General features: G+C 63.8%; 12 protein-coding genes and 3 pseudogenes. 12 read left to right on the forward strand and 3 right to left on the reverse strand.

Annotated elements, in window-relative coordinates; translation table 11 throughout:
• Positions 1 to 9: 9 nt before the first annotated feature.
• The 5 genes and pseudogenes from WJU18_RS15585 (at position 10) to WJU18_RS15605 (ending at position 7,818) form a co-directional block, all read left to right on the forward strand.
• Positions 10 to 1,745 (forward strand): annotated as a pseudogene (locus WJU18_RS15585) (acyl-CoA dehydrogenase family protein).
• Positions 1,746 to 1,782: 37 nt separating this feature from the next.
• Positions 1,783 to 2,682: an SDR family oxidoreductase gene (locus WJU18_RS15590; RefSeq protein WP_423453686.1), complete on the forward strand. Its 900-nt coding sequence runs from the start codon at positions 1,783 to 1,785 to the stop codon at positions 2,680 to 2,682.
• Between the two features lie 113 nt (positions 2,683 to 2,795).
• On the forward strand, positions 2,796 to 4,652 hold the full coding sequence (locus tag WJU18_RS15595) for an ABC transporter ATP-binding protein (protein ID WP_423453688.1): 1,857 nt from the start codon (positions 2,796 to 2,798) through the stop codon (positions 4,650 to 4,652).
• 114 nt (positions 4,653 to 4,766) lie between these two features.
• Positions 4,767 to 7,151: a Tex family protein gene (locus WJU18_RS15600; RefSeq protein WP_423453690.1), complete on the forward strand. Its 2,385-nt coding sequence runs from the start codon at positions 4,767 to 4,769 to the stop codon at positions 7,149 to 7,151.
• Positions 7,152 to 7,158: 7 nt separating this feature from the next.
• Positions 7,159 to 7,818, forward strand: a complete 660-nt coding sequence (locus WJU18_RS15605) for a glutathione S-transferase N-terminal domain-containing protein (protein ID WP_423453692.1) — start codon at positions 7,159 to 7,161, stop codon at positions 7,816 to 7,818.
• A 39-nt stretch (positions 7,819 to 7,857) separates the two neighbouring features.
• Here the strand turns inward: WJU18_RS15605 and WJU18_RS15610 are convergent.
• Positions 7,858 to 9,944, reverse strand: a pseudogene (locus WJU18_RS15610) (heavy metal translocating P-type ATPase).
• Positions 9,945 to 10,268: 324 nt separating this feature from the next.
• Here WJU18_RS15610 and cadR point away from each other — a divergent pair.
• Positions 10,269 to 10,757, forward strand: coding sequence for a Cd(II)/Pb(II)-responsive transcriptional regulator (gene cadR, locus WJU18_RS15615; protein ID WP_423453694.1), 489 nt, complete (start codon positions 10,269 to 10,271; stop codon positions 10,755 to 10,757).
• A gap of 2 nt (positions 10,758 to 10,759) precedes the next feature.
• Positions 10,760 to 11,917: a phospholipase gene (locus WJU18_RS15620; RefSeq protein WP_423461012.1), complete on the forward strand. Its 1,158-nt coding sequence runs from the start codon at positions 10,760 to 10,762 to the stop codon at positions 11,915 to 11,917.
• A 31-nt stretch (positions 11,918 to 11,948) separates the two neighbouring features.
• Here the strand turns inward: WJU18_RS15620 and WJU18_RS15625 are convergent, their stop codons facing one another.
• The gene (locus WJU18_RS15625) at positions 11,949 to 13,085 is read right to left on the reverse strand and encodes an iron-containing alcohol dehydrogenase (protein ID WP_423453696.1); all 1,137 of its coding nucleotides are present in this window, start codon (positions 13,083 to 13,085) and stop codon (positions 11,949 to 11,951) included.
• Between the two features lie 155 nt (positions 13,086 to 13,240).
• Between WJU18_RS15625 and WJU18_RS15630 the strand changes: the two genes are divergently transcribed.
• Both WJU18_RS15630 and WJU18_RS15635 read left to right on the forward strand, forming a co-directional pair.
• Positions 13,241 to 14,164, forward strand: coding sequence for an alpha/beta hydrolase (locus WJU18_RS15630; protein ID WP_423461013.1), 924 nt, complete (start codon positions 13,241 to 13,243; stop codon positions 14,162 to 14,164).
• Positions 14,165 to 14,208: 44 nt separating this feature from the next.
• On the forward strand, positions 14,209 to 15,072 hold the full coding sequence (locus WJU18_RS15635; protein ID WP_423453698.1) for a YbgC/FadM family acyl-CoA thioesterase: 864 nt from the start codon (positions 14,209 to 14,211) through the stop codon (positions 15,070 to 15,072).
• 106 nt (positions 15,073 to 15,178) lie between these two features.
• Here the strand turns inward: WJU18_RS15635 and WJU18_RS15640 are convergent, their stop codons facing one another.
• Positions 15,179 to 16,096 (reverse strand): YgfZ/GcvT domain-containing protein, encoded by a 918-nt coding sequence (locus WJU18_RS15640; protein WP_423461014.1) that lies wholly within the window; start codon positions 16,094 to 16,096, stop codon positions 15,179 to 15,181.
• 54 nt (positions 16,097 to 16,150) lie between these two features.
• Between WJU18_RS15640 and mltG the strand changes: the two genes are divergently transcribed.
• The 3 genes and pseudogenes from mltG to WJU18_RS15655 all read left to right on the forward strand — a co-directional run bounded on the left by mltG (position 16,151) and on the right by WJU18_RS15655 (position 18,808).
• Positions 16,151 to 17,161, forward strand: a complete 1,011-nt coding sequence (gene mltG / locus WJU18_RS15645; RefSeq protein WP_423453699.1) for an endolytic transglycosylase MltG — start codon at positions 16,151 to 16,153, stop codon at positions 17,159 to 17,161.
• On the forward strand, positions 17,161 to 17,805 hold the full coding sequence (tmk, locus tag WJU18_RS15650) for a dTMP kinase (RefSeq protein WP_423453701.1): 645 nt from the start codon (positions 17,161 to 17,163) through the stop codon (positions 17,803 to 17,805). Before mltG ends, tmk begins: the two co-directional genes overlap by 1 nt.
• Positions 17,802 to 18,808, forward strand: a pseudogene (locus WJU18_RS15655) (DNA polymerase III subunit delta'). Before tmk ends, WJU18_RS15655 begins: the two are co-directional and overlap by 4 nt.
• Positions 18,809 to 18,815 lie beyond the last annotated feature (7 nt).

Below are 18,815 nucleotides of genomic sequence, written 5' to 3' on the forward strand. Positions count from 1 at the left end.
AGGTACGCCATGCCAGCAACGCACCAGGTATTCAACCAAGCCGCACCATTGGCTGATGTCAACCTGTTCGAGGGCAATCAACCCTTGCGCGATGCTTTGCGGTTCAATGCACCGGATTTCGACGCGGCGTCGTTGACTTCCCTGGGCGCCCTGGTGGGCAGCGCCACCATGCAGCAGCACGCGAGGCTGGCCAACGTGCACACGCCGGAGCTGCACACGCATGACCGCTTTGGGCATCGTGTGGATGAGGTGGAGTTTCATCCCAGTTATCACGCGCTGATGTCGGCTTCCACTGGCGCTGGCCTGCATGGCACCCCTTGGGCTGAAAAGGTGCCCCCACGCTCCCCTGCTGCGCAAGGTGCGCTGCCCCCCGAGGGGCCGCTTTTTCATCTTGGGAGCGGCCCGGCGATGAAAAAACTTCTTCGCCGCACGTCCAGCGCGCCGCGGGCTTCATGCTGTTCACCGAGCTCGAGCCCTCCACGCTGTGCCCGATTTCGATGTCCTACGCTGTCACGCCCGCGCTGCGCGACAACCCGGCCATCTACCGCGACTGGGCGCCCAAGCTCACCAGCCGTGCGTACGATCCCGTGCTCAAGCGCTGGAGCGACAAGGCCGGTGTGACCATGGGCATGGGCATGACCGAGAAGCAGGGCGGCTCTGACGTACGCGCCAACACCACGCGCGCCGTGCACGATGGCACGGACGAATGGGGCGAGCGCTACCGCCTGACCGGCCACAAATGGTTCATGTCGGCCCCGATGTGCGATGCCTTCCTGGTACTGGCTTACGTGGAAGGCATGGGGGAAGGGGGCCTTTCCTGTTTCTTCATGCCGCGTGTACTGCCCGATGGTTCACGCAACACGCTGCATATCCAGCGCCTGAAGGACAAGCTCGGTAACAAGGCCAACGCGAGTTCGGAGGTGGAGTTCGACGACACCATGGCCTGGCTGGTGGGCGAGCCAGGCCGTGGGGTACCTCAAATTCTTGCCATGGGCACCATGACGCGGCTCGACTGCGCCTTGGGCACGAGCGGGCTCATGCGGCAGGCGCTTTCCATCGCTTTGCACCACACCAGCCAGCGGCAAGCTTTCGGCAAGCGTCTGGTGGAGCAATCGCTTATGCAGAACGTGCTCGCCGATCTCGCGCTGGAAAGCGAAGCGGCCACGGCATTGTCGATGCGGCTGGCGCGCGCTTTCGATCGGCAGGACAGTGAAGCCGAGCGCCTGTTGGCGCGGGTGCTTACCCCGATCTCCAAGTTCTGGATCTGCAAACGCGGCAGCCTGTTCGCACAGGAAGCCATGGAGTGCCTTGGCGGGAATGGTTACGTCGAGGAAGAGGGTGAGGGGATTCCTGCGCGCATCTACCGCGAGATGCCGGTCAACAGCATCTGGGAGGGCGCGGGCAACATCATGGCGCTTGATCTGCTGCGTGCCCTGCGCAAAGGCGATGTGGCTGCAGCGCTCTCGCAGGAGCTGGCTCCCGCGCGCGGCCAGCATGCGGCCCTCGACCGCATGATCGACGCCATGCCCACCCTGATCGAGAGCCGTGCCACGGAAGCCGCTGCCCGCCAGCTGGCAAGAGATGTGGCGCTCACGGTGCAAGCAGCCCTTTTGGTGCAGACCGCGCCGTCAGCGGTGTTTGGCGCCTTCTGCGACTCGCGGCTGGCCACGCGCCACGATATCTTCGGCACGCTGCCTGGCGGTGCCGATTGCAATGCCATCATCCGCCGCGCGATGCCTGCGTAATCAGACGCGGTGAACTGCCCATAAGGAGACAAGGAACGTGATCAAGCAATTCGAAGGCAAGACAGCGGTGCTCACCGGCGCAGGATCGGGCTTCGGGCTCGAATGCGCGCGCATCGCCGCGCGCAAGGGCATGAACGTGGTCTTGCTGGACATCCAGCAGGATGCGCTCAATGCGGCAGACGCCGAGATCAAGGCCCTGGGTGCGCGCACGCTGGCGCGCCGCGTGGATGTCAGCAAATCGCAGGAAGTGGAGTCGCTGGCGCAGCAAGTACGGGAAGAATTCGGCGCGCCGCACTTCGTATTCAACAACGCCGGTGTCGGCGCAGGCGGGCTGATTTGGGAAAACTCTCTCAAGGATTGGGAGTGGGTGCTTGGGGTCAACCTGTGGGGTGTGATCAACGGCGTGCACTGCTTTACCCCGATGATGCTGGAGGCCGCCAAACAAGACCCCGCCTATGAGGGCCATATCGTCAATACTGCCAGCATGGCCGGCTTGCTGACGCCCCCGAACATGGGTGTCTACAACGTCAGCAAGCATGCCGTGGTGGCCTTGACTGAAACGCTTTATCAGGATCTGAAGCTGGTTACGGATCAGGTGTCAGCTAGCGTACTATGCCCGTATTTCGTGCCTACCGGTATCAACCGGAGCGAGCGCAACCGCTCCGCGGACGAACAGGCTGAGCTCACTGCCAGCCAGCGCATCGGCCAGGCCATGATGGACAAAGCCGTGAGCAGCGGCAAAGTGACGGCGGCAGAGGTGGCGCAGAAAGTGTTTGACGCCATCGCGAATGACCAGTTCTACGTCTTCAGCCACCCCAAGGCGCTTGGGAATGTCTCATCCCGCATGGAAGCCATTGTGGGTATCCAGAATCCGCCTGATCCTTTCGCCGAGAGGCCGGAGGTCGGGGTGAGCCTGAAGGCTGCGCTGAGAAATTGACCTTCTAAAAATAAGGCTTTCTCTGTGAAGGAGTAGGTGGCGAATGCGAAGATGAAAAGGAAAACATCCTGTAGACTGTTTTCCCCCTTCGATCTTTGCACCTGCTTCTCGCCTTGCTCTTTTCTTTCTTCGAAAACCGCGTTCCGCCTTATCCCGGTGGTGAATCAGCACCGCCGCCCAAAGGCTTTTTCCCTTTTGTGTGGGCATGCACGCAAGGCATGCGCGGCTGGATTCTGCTGCTCACCTGCACCTCGGCGCTACTGGCCCTGTACGAGGCCGTGCTGTTCGCCATCATGGGGCGGGTGGTGGACTGGCTGGCTTCGGTGCCACCGGCCGGGTTTTGGGAGGCGCAACGCGGAACGGTCTTTGGCATTGGGCTGATACTGCTGTCCAGCGTTCTGCTGCTGGCGCTCCATACGCAAGTCATGCACCAGGTGCTGGCCATCAATTTTCCGATGCGGCTGCGCTGGGTTTTTCACCGGCTTATGCTGGGGCAGAGCATGTCGTTCTACGCCGACGAGTTTGCCGGGCGCATTACCACCAAGATCATGCAAACCGCGCTTTCCGTGCGCGAAGTGGTTTTTCTGGTGGTTGATGTGCTGGTGGGCGTGAGCGTCTACATGATCGGCATCCTGGCCTTGGCCGCCAGCTTCGAGTGGCGGCTGGTCGTGCCTTTCGCGCTGTGGCTGCTGGCCTACGTGGCGGCGTGCCTCTATTTTGTGCCACGCCTGGGCCGCATCGGCAAGGAGCAGGCAGACGCCCGCTCCATGATGACCGGCCGCGTGACCGATGCCTACACCAACATTGCCACTGTCAAGCTGTTCGCGCACACACGGCGCGAGGCCGAGTATGCGCGCAGCGCCATGGATGCTTTCAAGGCCACGGGTTACGCCCAAATGCGCATGGTGAGCCAGTTCGAGATCGTCAACCACTTGATGATCACTCTGCTGCTCCTGGGCAGCACGGGCACGGCGCTCTGGCTTTGGTCGCATGGCCAGGCCACGGCGGGCGTCGTGGCAGCCGTGATCGCCATGGCGTTGCGCGTCATGGGCTATTCGCATTGGGTGATGTGGCAAATGACGGGCCTGTTCGAGAACGTGGGCACCATCCAGGATGGTATTGCCACGCTCGCCAAGCCGCGCAGCATCGTGGATGCGCCCGACGCAAAGCCGCTCGAGGTCTCGCGTGGCGAGATCGCCTTCGAGGACGTGCGCTTCGCCTACAAAGATGGCAGCACCCCTGTCATCGATGGTCTCACGCTCACTGTGCGGGCGGGCGAACGCATCGGGCTCATTGGCCGCTCGGGCGCAGGCAAATCTACCTTGGTAAACCTGTTGCTGCGTTTTCACGAACCGCAGGCCGGGCGGATCACCATTGACGGGCAGGATATCCAGACCGTGACTCAGGACAGCCTGCGCGGTGCCATCGGCATGGTCACGCAGGATACTTCGCTGCTCCACCGTTCGATGCGCGACAACATCCTCTACGGCCGCCCCAACGCCAGCGAGGAGGAAATGCGTGCCGCCACTGCCCGCGCGGAGGCGGCGGAATTCATTGGTCAACTGACCGATCTGAAGGGCCGCAGCGGCTACGACGCCCAGGTGGGCGAGCGCGGCGTGAAGCTCTCGGGTGGCCAGCGCCAGCGCGTGGCAATCGCGCGCGTGATGCTCAAGGACGCCCCCATCCTGTTGCTCGACGAGGCGACCAGCGCGCTCGACAGCGAGGTGGAGGCAGCCATCCAGCAGAGCCTGGACACCCTGATGCAAGGCAAGACGGTGATCGCCATTGCCCACCGCCTGTCCACTATCGCGGCCCTGGATCGGCTCGTGGTGCTGGATGCCGGGCGCATCGTGGAGCAGGGCACCCATGCCGAGCTGCTGACGCAAGGCGGCATCTACGCCCGGCTCTGGACGCGCCAGAGCGGGGGATTCCTGGGAGAGACCCAGGAGGAGGACGAAGCGCTGGTGTAGTTTTACACGGAAGCGGGTGTTCAAAGGCGTAACGAAAACCATCCGCGGAGGGGCGGTGCCGATGCCTGTGGCAAACTTGCCCGCTTCGTTCCCCGAGACTCGTTCGTTAGGTACATGCAGCAAATCGTTCGGCAACTGGCCGCAGAAATCAAGATCAACGAAACCCAGGTGCGCGCCGCCGTAGGGCTGCTCGATGAGGGGTCCACAGTGCCATTCATCGCGCGCTACCGCAAGGAAGCCACCGGCGGCCTGGACGATGTTCAGCTGCGTGAACTGGAGGCACGCCTTTCCTACCTGCGGGAACTGGAAGAGCGCCGCGGCGCGGTTCTGAAAGCCATCGACGAGCAGGGCAAACTGACGGATGCGCTGCGCGCCGCCATCGCCGCTGCCCCTACGAAGCAGGAACTGGAAGACATCTACCTGCCGTTCAAGCAGAAGCGCCGCACCAAAGGGCAGATCGCCCGCGAGTTCGGCATCGAGCCTCTGGCCGACAAGCTCCTCGCGGATCCGAGCCTGGACCCTCACGAAGAAGCCAAGGCGTTCTGCCAACCCGCCACCACCCTGGACGACGGCAAGCCTGGCCCCGATTTCTCCACCACCCTGGCTGTACTCGACGGCGTGCGCGACATTCTTTCCGAGCGTTGGGCTGAAGACGCGCAACTGGTGCAGTCCCTGCGCGAATGGCTCTGGACCGATGGCCTCCTGCGCAGCAAGAAAGTCGAGGCCAAGAACGAAAACGACCCTGAAGTCGCCAAGTTTCGCGACTATTTCGACTACGACGAACCCATTGGCCGCGTTCCTTCGCACAGGGCGTTGGCCGTATTTCGCGGCAGAGCACTGGAAATCCTGGATGCCAAGCTGGTACAGCCGCAGGAGCCGGAGCCGGGCCTGCCGAGCCTGGCGGAAGGCCGCATTGCGCTGCACCTGGGCTGGAGCCACCAAGGCCGCAAGTCAGACGATCTGCTGCGCAAATGCGTGGCTTGGACATGGCGCGTGAAGCTGGGCCTGTCCACCGAACGCGATCTGTTCTCCCGCCTGCGGGAGGACGCCGAGAAGACCGCCATCAAGGTCTTCGCCGACAACCTGCGCGATCTGCTCCTGGCCGCGCCCGCAGGCCAGAAATCCGTGATGGGTCTGGATCCGGGCATCCGCACTGGCGTGAAGGTGGCCGTGGTGGATGCCACGGGCAAACTGGTGGAAACCGCCACGGTTTATCCCCACGAGCCGCGAAAGGACTGGGAAGGCAGCCTGCACACGCTGACCCGCCTGGTGGACAAGCATGGTGTGCAGCTCATCGCCATCGGCAACGGTACCGCCAGCCGTGAAACAGACAAGCTGGCGGGCGATCTCATCAAGCTTTGCGCCAAGCTGGCCGGTCCTGAGGCTGGCGCGCAAGCCATCCAGAAGATCGTCATCAGCGAGGCCGGCGCCTCGGTCTATTCCGCCAGCGAGTTTGCCAGCCAGGAGCTGCCCGATGTGGATGTCAGCCTGCGCGGCGCCGCCAGCATCGCGCGGCGCCTGCAGGATCCGTTGGCCGAACTGGTCAAGATCGACCCCAAATCCATCGGGGTGGGACAGTATCAGCACGACGTCAACCAGAGCGAGCTGGCGCGTGCGCTCGATGCCGTGGTGGAAGACTGCGTGAACGGCGTGGGCGTCGATCTGAATACGGCCAGCGCGCCGTTGCTGGCACGCGTTTCCGGCCTTTCCGGGGCGGTCGCCAAATCGGTCGTGCGCTGGCGCGAGGCCAACGGTGCCTTCACTGACCGGCAGCAACTGCTCAAGGTCAGCGGCCTGGGCGCCAAGACATTCGAGCAAAGTGCGGGCTTCCTGCGCATTCGTGGCGGAGAGAATCCGCTCGACATGACCGGTGTGCACCCTGAAACCTATCCGGTGGTCGAGCAGATCATCGTGAAAACCGGCAAGCCCATCGATCAACTGATGGGGCGCAGCGAGTTGCTCAAACCCCTGAAGCCAGAACAATTCGAGACCGAGCAATTCGGTGCCATTACGGTCAAGGACATCCTGGCGGAGCTGGAAAAACCAGGCCGTGATCCGCGGCCCGATTTCACGGTGGCCCGCTTCAACGAGGGCGTGGACGATATCGCCGATCTGCGCGAGGGCATGGTGCTCGAAGGTACCGTGAGCAACGTGGCCCAGTTTGGCGCCTTCGTGGATCTGGGCGTACACCAGGACGGCCTGGTGCACGTCAGCCAGTTGGCCAACAAGTTCGTGCAAGATGCGCGCGAGGTCGTGAAGACCGGGCAGATCGTGAAGGTGAAGGTGCTCGAGGTCGATGTGGCCCGCAAGCGCATCAGCCTGACGATGAAGCTCGATGCCCCCGCACGGCGCGATGGGCCGCGGGACAATCGCTTCGAGGCTGCCGGGCGCAGTGCACCGCGTGGCGGCTTCTCGGGCGGTCAGGGCAGGGCCAGCGCGCCCCAGTCCACCGCCATGGCTTCGGCTTTCGAGAAGCTCAAGGGTTTGCAGACGAAGTAAGGCCACCGTGCCGGCTACGCTCTACACCTTCCGCCGCTGTCCCTACGCCATGCGCGCCCGCTGGGCGATCCTGGTGGCAGGTGTCGCGGTGGAGCAGCGGGAAGTGGCCTTGCGCCACAAGCCCGCGGCCATGCTGGAGGCGTCACCCAAGGGCACGGTTCCCGTGCTTGTGCTGCCTGATGGGCGGGTGATCGATCAGAGCCTGGACATCATGCGATGGGCACTGGCGCAGCACGATCCTGAACATTGGTTGGCGCCAGGCCAGGGGACCATGGACAGCATGCTGATGCTGATCGCAGCCTGCGAACGCGAGTTCAAGCCTCATCTGGACCGCTACAAATACCCCAGCCGCTACCGAGGTGAGTGGGGAACGCCAGACGGTGAGCCCACCAGGCAGGAGAGCGCTTTTTCAGCTGAACATTTCAACAAGGCCCGGCAGTTTCTGACGCAACTTGGAGATCGTTTGGCGGCAAGGGCAGGGCTAGTGGGGCAGGCGCCCGCCTTGGCCGACATCGCCATCGTGCCTTTCGTCCGGCAGATGGCTCGGCATGAGCGAACACGTTTCGAGCAAGCAGTTCCTGGATCGGTTTTGCAGTGGATGGATGGTTTGCTCGCACGCCCTGATTTTCAGCTTGTGATGCAAAAACAGAGCGAAAAGCAAGCCTGAAACGCAGTTTGGCTCATTGAGAATAGCGAAGGATGCGCGTCATGCTTTCCAGCGCAGCAGCCGCAGCCCATTGCCCACCACCAGCAGGCTCGCACCCATATCGGCGAACACCGCCATCCACATCGTGGCGCTGCCCGCTAGGGCCAGTACCAGAAACACGGCCTTGATTCCGAGCGCCAGGGTGATGTTTTGCCACAGAATGGCGTGCGCGCGGCGCGAGAGGCGAATCGTTTCAGGCACGCGGCGCAAATCGTCATTCATGATCACCACATCCGCCGCCTCTGTGGCGATATGGGTGCCCGCCTGTCCCATGGCAAAGCCCAGGTGGGCCGCGGCGAGCGCAGGCGCATCGTTGATGCCGTCACCCACCATGCCGATGGCGCCGGGCTCCTTGCTCGCCAGTCCGGTGATCGCTTCCAGTTTCTGTTGCGGCAACAGGCCTGCCCGGATTTCCTCGATGCCCACTTCAGCGGCAATGGCCTTCGCGGTGGTCGGGTTGTCGCCGGTCAGTATGAAGGGGGTCACGCCAATGGCCTTCAGTTCACGCACAGCGGCTTGCGAAGTGGGTTTGACGGTGTCGGCCACCGCGAACAGTGCCAGCACCCCTTCGTCGTCAGCCAACAGGGTCACCGTGCGCCCTTGCTGCTCATGAAGATTCATCAGCGCCTGCAATTCGGCCGACGACTGGCCGCGTTCCTCGATCCAGCGGTGGTTGCCCAGGACTAGCGCCTGGCCCTCGATATTCCCGCGCGTACCACGGCCGGCTTCGGCGGCAAAGCCATCCACCTGTAGCAGGGTAGCTGATCCCGCCAACCCCTGCCAAATGGCCTTGGACACAGGGTGATCCGAGCGCGAGGCCACGCTGGCGGCCATTTGCCGCACGCGCATCTCATTCTGACCTTGGCGAACGAGCTCCTGTGCCACCAAGCGTGGACGGCCTTCCGTCAAGGTGCCCGTCTTGTCGAGCGCCATGCGTTTGAGCTTGCGTGCTTCCTCAAGATAGGCGCCGCCCTTGATGAGAATGCCGCGCCGCGCTGCCGCGGCCAGGCCGCTTACCACCGTCACCGGTGTGGAAATCACCAGTGCGCACGGGCAGGCGATCACCAGCAATACCAAGGCCTTGTAGATGGCCGTCAACCAGTCCCATCCGGCCAGGAAAGGCCCCAATACCGCCACGGCAATGGCAATGACGAACACGGCAGGTGTGTAGACCGCCGCGAACCGGTCGACGAAACGCTGTGTGGGCGCACGCGAGCCTTGCGCCTGTTCTACCGCCTGGATGATGCGGGCCAGCACCGTGTCGCTCGCCGGGGAGGTGACTTCAAACTCCAGCGCGCCGTTCTGGTTGATCGTGCCGGCGAACACTTCGTCGCCTGGCCCTTTTCCACCGGCACGCTCTCGCCGGTGACGGGCGCCTGGTCGATGGCGCTGTGGCCTTCCTGTATGCGGCCGTCGAGCGCCAGCCGCTCACCGGGCTTCACCCGAACCACAGCGCCCAAGGCGATCTCCGCGGCCGGCAAGCTGCGCCAGGTGCCATCGGGCTGGCGTACTTCCGCTGTCGCCGGGGCCAGTTCCAGCAAACCCTTGATGGCGTTGCGCGCGCGATCCACCGCGCGCCCCTCGATCAATTCAGCCAGCGAATACAGCGCCATGACCATGGCGGCTTCAGCCCATTGGCCGATCAGGAAGGCTCCGGTCACGGCAACCGTCATCAGCGCAGTAATACCAAGCTGCCCACGCAACAGCGAAGTCAAACCCTTGCGGTACACGCCAAGACCGGAGAGCGCAATCGCCACACCTGCGACACCCATGCTCAACCATCGCCACGGCCGCGTGTCAGGGGCCAGAAAATGGATCAATTCGGCACCCAGGGCCAGCAACAGCGCAGCGGCCAACTGCACCATCTCAAGGCGCTGGCGGCTTCGTGTGTCGGCAGCTGAAACGGCCTCGCTCAGGCGCTCCGTTTTCAGGCCCGTGGCATCAATGGTTTTCTGGATCGCGCTCCAGGATTCCTGTGGGGCCTCCACGCCCAGCGTGCGGGCTCCCAGATCAAAGCGCAGAGTCTTGATGCCTGCATGTTCCTCCAGTGCGCGGCGGACCTGGCTTTCTTCCGCCGCGCAATCCATGGCCGGAATGTGCAGCAGCAACTCACCAGGCCGGGCTGCCGCCGGGGCCTGTGTGGGGGCCGGAGCCGAGGACGCGCAGCAACCAGCGGACTCTTTCACCTCATGAGGATGGAGGCCGTGGTCGTGCGCATGATCATGATCCTGGTCGTGGTCATGTGTGTGAGGGCTCTTGTGGCCATGCGCGTGGTCGTGTTCGTGCCGGGCGTGAGGCTGGTGTAAAGGCGTGGAGTTCATGCCGGTTTCCTGAATATGGGTATATTTGAAACCTTGAAGCCACTCCAGAGTCAAGCACTGGCTGATGGAGGGGTTTTTCAGGAGTGCATCATGAAAATAGGCGATCTGGCTACGGCTTCCGGTACACCTACGGACACCATCCGGTATTACGAGCGGGAAGGCCTGCTGCCCGCGGCTGCCCGCACGGAGTCCAACTACCGTCAGTATGAGAACACGCACCTGGAGCAGTTGCTGTTCATCCGCCACTGCCGCAACCTCGACATGTCCCTGGACGAAGTACGTGAATTGCTGGCGGTGCGCGATGCGCCGGGCGCAGGCTGCGAAGCCGCCAACCGCGTGCTGGATGAACACATCAGCCATGTCAGCCACCGTATCCGCGAGTTGAGGGCATTGGAGCGTCAGCTCAAGGAGTTGCGGGCTCGCTGCGGCACGGCGAAGAGAGCCGACGAGTGCGGCATCCTGGCGGGGCTGGCGGAATCAGCCGCCACCTCCGAAACGGCCTCCCTGACGGCAGCGCGCACCAGCACGCGCCACTTGAGCGATGTACACGGCGCCGTTCGAGGCGCTTTTCGTTCATGACCGTGCGCGCACTCCAGCTGTATGCGGGCCCGGCCGCGCGCCGGCATGTTGAACAGCACGGTCTTCAGGCCGCCGACGTGGGCGTGGTGCCGGCCGCCGCGGGCGGCCCCAAAGGGCTGATCCTGGGGCCGCTCGACCGCTTCATCTTTGGCGATTGGCTGGCTCGCTCCACTCAGGCTGTGGATCTGGTGGGCGCCTCGATCGGCGCATGGCGCATGGCCACCGCTTGCATGGAGCAGCCTGTGGCAGGCTTCGAGATGCTGGAGGAAGGCTATATCCATGGTGATATGAAGGCGCCCCCCGGCCGCAAGCTGCCACCGCCAAGCCAGGTGAGCGCCACGTTCGCAGCCAACCTCCGAACCATGTTCGAAGGCCGCATTCCGGCCATCCTGGCGCATCCGCGTTACCGGTTGCACGTGGTGACCTCACGCGGGCGCCATGTGCTGGCACGTGAAGGCCGCTGGCGGACAGCCGCAGGCTATCTGGGGGCAGCGCTCACCAACGCAGCCAGCCGCCGCGCCATGGGGGCATGGCTCGAACGGGTGGTGTTTTCAGTTCCTGGCACGCCTGTTGCCCCCGGAGCCGGTCACGGGCAGCCCTCACCCCTGCCATTTGACACGCGCGACTACCGTACCCGTCATGCGCTGCTGTCACAGGACAATTTCTATGATGTCTTGCAAGCCAGCGGCTCGATTCCCTTCATGCTCAAGGCCGTGCACGACATTTCTGGCGCGCCGCGCGGTGCCTATTGGGATGGCGGCATCACGGACTACCATCTGCACCTCGCTTACAAAGGCGGTGCCTCGTTGAGCTCGGAGGGCAATGGCGTCGATGATGCCAATGGTGGGAGCAGGGCAGGGGCCTTGGTTCTGTACCCGCACTTCCAGAAAGAAGTCGTGCCCGGTTGGCTCGACAAGCCCTGGAAGCGCCGCCATGGCGCCAGCTCCGCCCTGGACAACATGCTGCTGCTGGCTCCCAACCCGGAATGGATTGCCAGCCTGCCGAATGCCAAGCTCCCCGATCGCAAGGATTTCCAGACCCTCACGCATCCCGAGCGCGTGAAAGCCTGGAGTGTTTCCGTGTCCGCCGCCAGGCAGATGGCAGACGAGTTCGCGCGCTGGTTGGAAAAGCCCGATCCGGACGGGCTAAAGGCGCTATAGGTAGCGAGAGACGAGGAAAGGGGCTCTCGATTTACATCGACTCGGCCAGCATGCGCCGGTAGTCGTCACGGCTGGCCAGGCGCGGGTTGGTCTTGTGGCAATGATCGAGCAAGGCCCGGTCGATGATGGTTTCGAACTGGTCTTCGCTCACGCCCATCTCGCGCAGGCCGCTGGGCAAGCCCAGGCGTTGATTCAAGGCCTGGATGGCGTCAGGGATGTCTGCGCCGCTGGCCAGCCCCATGGCGTGCGCCATGCGGTCCAGCCGCTTTTCGTTCTTCACCGACTCACAACCCGCATTGAAGCGCACCACCGCAGGCAGGAACACGGCGTTCAGGGTCCCATGGTGCAGGCGCGGATCAATGCCGCCCAAGCTGTGGCTGAGCGAATGGACGCAGCCCAGTCCCTTCTGAAAAGCCATCGCGCCTTGCATGCTGGCACTCATCAGGTTCAGCCGGGCATCTCGGTCGCCGCCGTCCTTGGTGGCACGCTCGATGTGTGACCATCCTCGCGCAAGGCCATCCAGCGCAATACCGTCGGCGGGCGGGTTGAAGGCGGCCGACATGAAGGTTTCCATGCAATGCGCAATGGCGTCCATGCCCGTGGCGGCCGTCAGCCTGGAAGGCAGGCCCATGGTCAGTTCAGGGTCGCAGATGGCGGCCTTGGGCATGAGGTTCCAGGAGTGAAAACCCAGCTTGCGGCCATCGTCCACGATGATGATGGCGCCGCGGGCCACTTCACTGCCGGTGCCCGAGGTCGTCGGCACGGCAATGAGCGGCGCCACCGAGGGTGTGATCCGGGGCGAGCCGCCTTCAATGGTGGCATAGGTCGTCAGCGGGCCTTCATGCGTGGCCGCAATGGCCACGCCCTTGGCGCAATCAATGGCGCTCCCGCCGCCCACGGCGATCAAACCGTCGCATCCGGCTTGCCTGTAGAGCCCGGCTGCGGCACGTACCGCGGCCTCGGTCGGGTTGGATGGGGTGGCGTCGAACACTTCTGCCCGCATCCCGCCAAGCGCATCGAGCACCTTTTTCAAGATGCCTGCGTCGCGCACGCCCGCATCCGTGACCACCAGCGGCCGTGCAATGCCTACACGCTCACATTCGCCTGGCAGGAGCCGAAGAGCGCCAAAATCAAATTCAATCTGAGTCAGGTATTGGATGAGTGCCATAGTGCGAGTCTCCGGGCTGGCAGAGGCCAGCAAGTCATTAAGTCAGTAAATAGTAGGATCGGCAGGTCGATATTAATTGGAGCCGGGTCTTGGCTGCGCCATCCCCTCATTTTCCCGCCTACGGTCCCGCTATCCATGCCCGGCTCACACCCGCCATGAGGCAATTGGTCGAGCGCATGGCGCGCGCGCCTTATCCGCCGTTGCATACGCTGAGTGCTGCCGAAGCCAAATCAGCATACGCCAAATCGGCTGGCGTGCTCGATGTGTCCAAGCCTGCGCTGCCGCGCGTGCTTGATTTCACCATTCCCGCCAGGGACGGTTATCAACTGCCCGCACGCCTTTATGCGCCAAGTACTGAAGCGGCGCTGCCCGCACTGATGTATGTGCACGGTGGCGGTTTCACCATCGGCAATATTGAGTCGCACGATACGCTTTGCCGCAGTCTCGCCAAGGGAAGCGGCGCCGCCGTGATCTCGCTCGACTACCGCCTGGCGCCCGAGCACCGGTTCCCAACGGCCGTGAACGATGCCTGGGACGCGCTGCAATGGCTGGCACGCGAAGGCGCTTCGCTTGGCCTGGACGCCGCACGCCTGGCCGTGGGCGGCGACTCCGCAGGCGGCACACTGGCCGCCGTCAGCGCGATCCAGGCGCGCGATGCCGGGCTGCCGCTGGCGCTGCAGCTCTTGATCTACCCTGGCACCACCGACCACCAGGACACTGATTCGCATGCGCTTTTCGAGCACGGCCCCGTGCTCGACAAAGCACTGATCGACTGGTTTTTCCAGCAATACATCGACACGGCCGATCGCGGTGACTGGCGTTTTGCTCCGCTGCGCGCCGACGATGTGGATGGCGTCGCCCCTGCCTGGATCGGGCTGGCGGAGTGTGATCCTCTGGTAGATGAAGGCGTGGCGTATGCTGACAAACTGCGCGCGGCAGGTGTTGCGGTGGATCTGGAGATCTATCGCGGCGTGGTCCATGGCTTCATTACCATGGGGCGGGCCATCGCGGAAGCGCGGCAGCTTCATGCGGATGCGGCAGCCGCGCTGCGCCGTGCCTTTGCCATCCCCGCCAACTGAGACCGTGAGCGTGTTCCGGATCTCCATTTTTTCTACGGATCGACATGAATCGCCAAGATTTCCGTTTCTTTGAGCCCCTGCGCGTACGCTGGTCTGAAGTGGATCTGCAGAAGATCGTCTTCAACGCTCACTACCTGACCTATTTCGACATCGCCATTACAGGCTACTGGCGTGCGCTGGCGATGCCCTACGCCAAGGCCATGGAACAGCTTGAGGGCGATCTGTACATGCGCAAGGCAGGCGTGGAGTTCCACGCCTCCGCGCGCTGGGACGACCGGCTGGAGGTGGGCATGCGCTGCGCCCGCATCGGCAACTCGTCGATCACCATGGCTGGCGCCATTTTCCGCGGCGATCAACTGCTGATCACCAGCGAACTGGTTTATGTTTTTGCCGACCCGAACACCCAGACCTCCCGTCCGGTGCCTGCGCCTTTGCGGGACATGCTGCAAGGTTTCGAGGCAGGCGAGGCCATGCTCGATGTCCGCACCGGCGATTGGGCCGCTCTGGGCGAGGCGGCCGCCAGCGTGCGCACTGAAGTATTCGTGGAGGAGCAGGGCATCGCCCAGGAGGATGAGTGGGACGAAGCCGATGCAACGGCTGTACATGCCCTGGTCCGCAACCGCCTGGGCCAACCCGTTGGCACCGGCCGTCTGCTGCAGGATTCGGCGGGTGTGGCACGCATCGGCCGCATGGCGGCGCTTCACCCTCTGCGCGGCGCGGGTATTGGCCAGGCTGTCATGGCTGCTCTGGAGCAGGCCGCGCGCGACCGGGGTGATACCCAAGTGGTGCTGAGTGCCCAGCGCAGCGCCGAGGACTTCTACCGGCGCCTGGGCTACGCCCCCAACGGCGAGCCATACGAAGAAGTCGGTATCGCGCACATTCCGATGGCGCGTTCGCTGGTGGTCTAAATGGCTTGATCTCCGTCATTCCTGCGCAGGCGGGAATCCAGTGCAGCCTCTCAAACCCCCTGGACTCCCGCCTGCGCGGGAATGACGGTGCTTTTCGCGCCGTTTTTTAGATATCCGCCAGCAACGGATACGGTACTTGCCATCCCGTCAGCGGGGGCCCCTCAGCAGCGCCCACTGCAAGCTCGTCAACCCGCTCCAGCGCCGCTGTTTGCAGCGACACGATGACCGCGGTGCCACCGCCAGGGGAGGGCGCGGCCAGCGCAATCGTGCCGCATGGCTGTTCAGGATCGGCAGGGGAAAACACTTCCTGCCCGGCCTGGGCAGCACCGTCTACCTGAGCCACGAAGGCCCGGCGCTTGATCGCCCCCCGGAACTGGCTGCGGGCCACCACTTCCTGGCCGGGATAGCAGCCCTTCTTGAAGTTCACGCCACCGGCGGATTCGTAATTGAGCATCTGCGGTACAAAGGTCTCCACCACAGGCTGCGTGACCATGGCCACGCCGCTACGGATATCAGCCCACCGCCATAGCGCGGGATCGAGCGAGGAAGCCGCCGGCGGAGGCGCGTCCGCTTCAGCCACCCGCAACGCGCGTGGCGCGCCGTCGGCCGGCGCCAGCGGGCAGAGATTTACCCCCTGCACGATGCTTTCGCCCTGAACGGCGGCCTCGCCGATCAACCCGTGCAAGGTGAATTGCGCCGAGGCGTCGCTCAGCTTGGCCTTGGCGCGCATCACGAACATCGAAAGGCGTTTGAGCGCAGCCGCCAGCACATCCTGGCTGCAGATCAGCAAAATCTCGTCTTCAGCCCGCTTGAGCGCTATAAAGCTCGCCAGCATGCGTCCCTTGGGATTGCAGAATGCGGCCAGATGCGCGTGGCCCGGCTTCAGCAACACGACGTCCTGGGTCAGTTGGCCCTGCAGGAACTTGGCGGCCTCATCTCCCACCGCGCGGATGACTCCCCACTCGGTCAGGGGGGCTGCGCCATTCAGTGTGGCTGCTGTGGCAAGAAGTGCTGGATCAGGCATGTTCATGCGCTGAATTATCATGGCCGGTTGATTGTGTTGTCTCTCGAAGGGTTTGTGCGTCGAATTTTCCAATTCCTGTTACTTTTGGTGGTGTTGGCCCTGGCCGGCATCGGCGCGTTCTGGTGGTGGTCCGACCAGCCGCTTTCCCTTACCGCCGAGAAAGTGGAAATGGCCGTACCGCCAGGCGCTTCGCTGCGTACGGCCGCGCGCAAGGCCGTGGATGGCGGGGTACGCGCGCCGGCTGACCTGCTCTATGCCTACTTTCGTATCGCCAACAGCCTGGCCAATGACCAGACCCGCACCATCAAGCCGGGCGACTATGAAGTCACGCGCGGCATGACACCTCGGGCCTTGCTCGACAAGCTCAACCGCGGTGATCGCATCGTGCTGGCGTTGACTCTCGTGGAGGGTTGGAACTTCAGGCAGGTGCGAGATGCGCTGGCCAAGGCGGACTACCTTCGGCCAGATACCCGTGACATGTCGCCGGACGACATCATGAAAGCATTGGGCAAACCCGGGGTGCATCCTGAAGGACGTTTTTTCCCCGACACCTACAACTACGCCAAGAACTCGAGCGATCTCGCCGTGCTGCGCCAATCCATGCAATTGATGGACAAGCGCCTGGAAGCGGCCTGGGAGGCGCGCGCCCCCGGCCTGCCGCTCAAGTCCGCCGATGAGGCGCTCGTCCTGGCCAGCATCGTCGAAAAGGAAACAGGGCAGGCCGCCGACCGGCCCGAGATCGCGGGGGTTTTCATCAACCGGTTGAAAATCGGCATGCGGCTGCAGACCGATCCTTCCGTCATCTACGGGTTGGGCGAGAAATTCGACGGCAACCTGCGCCGTGCCGATCTGACCACCGACACGCCATGGAACACCTACACCAGAGTCGGCCTGCCACCCACGCCGATCTCCATGCCAGGCCGCGCGTCATTGATTGCGGCGGTACAGCCGGCGGCCACCCGGTCGCTTTATTTCGTCGCGCGAGGCGATGGCTCCAGCCATTTCAGCGGTTCCTTGGATGAGCACAACCGCGCGGTCAACAAATACCAGCGAGGGAGCAAGTGATGGCGGGGCAGGGACTGTTCCTCAGCTTCGAGGGCATTGACGGCGCCGGCAAATCGACCCATGTCGAAGCCCTGGCCGAACGCCTCAAGGCGGCGGGCCGGGCGGTGGTGCTGACGCGCGAGCCCGGCGGCACGCCATTGGCGGAGAAAATCCGCGCATTGGCCCTGCACGAATCCATGGACCCTCTCACCGAAGCGCTGCTGATGTTTGCAGCCAGGCGCGACCACCTTCAGCAGGTGATCGAGCCGGCGCTGGCGAGGGGCGACGCCGTGTTGTGCGACCGGTTCACCGACGCCACTTTCGCCTATCAGGGCGGAGGACGCGGCTTCGATTGGCAGACGCTGTCCGCGCTCGAGCGGATGGTGCAACACCTTCCGGCCGCGCCCAGCCAATTGCGCCAACCCGATCTGACCTTGTGGTTTGATCTCCCGCCCGCCACGGCGGCCATCCGGTTGGCTGGTGCGCGGCTGCCGGACCGCTTCGAATCACAGCCCACCGCATTCTTCGAGGCGGTACGGGCAGGCTATGCGCGCCGTGCAGCCGAAGATCCAGCCCGTTTCGTGCGGATCAATGCCGACCAACCTCGGGAAAATGTGTGGCAAGCAGTCACACAAGCATTGCGCGGCAAGGGGTGGCTTTCATGAGCACTCAGGCACCCTGGATCGCGCATCAACTGGAAAGCCTTCTGGCCCAACGCGGGCATGCCTGGCTGCTGCAAGGCCCTTCCGGCCTGGGGCAGTTCGAGCTGGCCGAGGCCCTGGTGCGCGCTTGGCTGTGCGATGCGCCCACGCCCCAAGGCGCATGCGGCAAGTGCGCCAGTTGCCATGGTATTGATGTGCACACCCATGCCGATCTGGCGGTGCTCATGCCTGAGACCGGCATGATCGAGCAGGGCTGGCCCTTGCCCGAGAAGGCGCAGGCCGAAATCGACGATAAGAAGCGGAAGCCCAGCCGCGAGATCCGCATAGATGGCATGCGAAGCACTATCGAGTTCTCCCAACGCACCAGCAGCCGGGGGCGAGGCAAGGCCGTGCTCGTATATCCCGCCGAGCGCATGAATCAGGTGACGGCCAACGCGCTGCTGAAAACGCTGGAGGAGCCCCTGGGGACGTGCGCTTCGTGCTGGCCAGCGACGCGGCGCACCTCCTTTTGCCCACCATCCGCAGCCGCTGCCTGACGCATGTCATGACTTGGCCCGAGCCGGGCGAGGCCATGGCCTGGCTGGCGGGGCAGGGCGTGCCCGAGCCCGAAGCCGAGGCCTTGCTGCACGCCGCCGGCGGCCGGCCGGCCGCCGCGTTGGCCGCTGCCCAGGGCAAGCTGAGCGCGAAGGCGTGGCAGTTGTTGCCCCGCGCCATGGCCAAGGGCGACGTTTCTGCGTTGGCCGATGTACCGCTGCCTGAGGCCGTGGCCCGGCTGCAAAAGCTTTGCCACGATCTCATGGCCGTGCAATTGGGCGCCAAACCCCGGTTTTTCGCCGCGGCAGATCTTCCCGCCAAGGCGCCTCCCACAGCCGCGCTGACCCGCTGGTGGGGCCAACTGACACAATCCGCACGGAGTGCCGAGCACCCCCTGAACGCAGGCCTTGCAACAGAATATCTCGTCAGCACGGCCCGGGAAGCTCTAAACTCCGGAAAGTCCAAGCACTGACTATTGA

Origin of the sequence: Ottowia sp. VDI28 (genome assembly GCF_049532675.1) — a bacterium.
Lineage (GTDB): Bacteria > Pseudomonadota > Gammaproteobacteria > Burkholderiales > Burkholderiaceae_C > Ottowia.

Excerpts from the sequence above, each read along its gene's own strand:
- WJU18_RS15630 (WP_423461013.1), top strand. The coding sequence starts at position 13,241 with ATGAGGCAATTGGTCGAGCGCATGGCGCGCGCGCCTTATCCGCCGTTG.
- cadR (WP_423453694.1), top strand. The coding sequence starts at position 10,269 with ATGAAAATAGGCGATCTGGCTACGGCTTCCGGTACACCTACGGACACC.
- WJU18_RS15625 (WP_423453696.1), bottom strand. The coding sequence starts at position 13,085 with ATGGCACTCATCCAATACCTGACTCAGATTGAATTTGATTTTGGCGCT.
- WJU18_RS15635 (WP_423453698.1), top strand. The coding sequence starts at position 14,209 with ATGAATCGCCAAGATTTCCGTTTCTTTGAGCCCCTGCGCGTACGCTGG.
- WJU18_RS15640 (WP_423461014.1), bottom strand. The coding sequence starts at position 16,096 with ATGCCTGATCCAGCACTTCTTGCCACAGCAGCCACACTGAATGGCGCA.
- tmk (WP_423453701.1), top strand. The coding sequence starts at position 17,161 with ATGGCGGGGCAGGGACTGTTCCTCAGCTTCGAGGGCATTGACGGCGCC.
- WJU18_RS15600 (WP_423453690.1), top strand. The coding sequence starts at position 4,767 with ATGCAGCAAATCGTTCGGCAACTGGCCGCAGAAATCAAGATCAACGAA.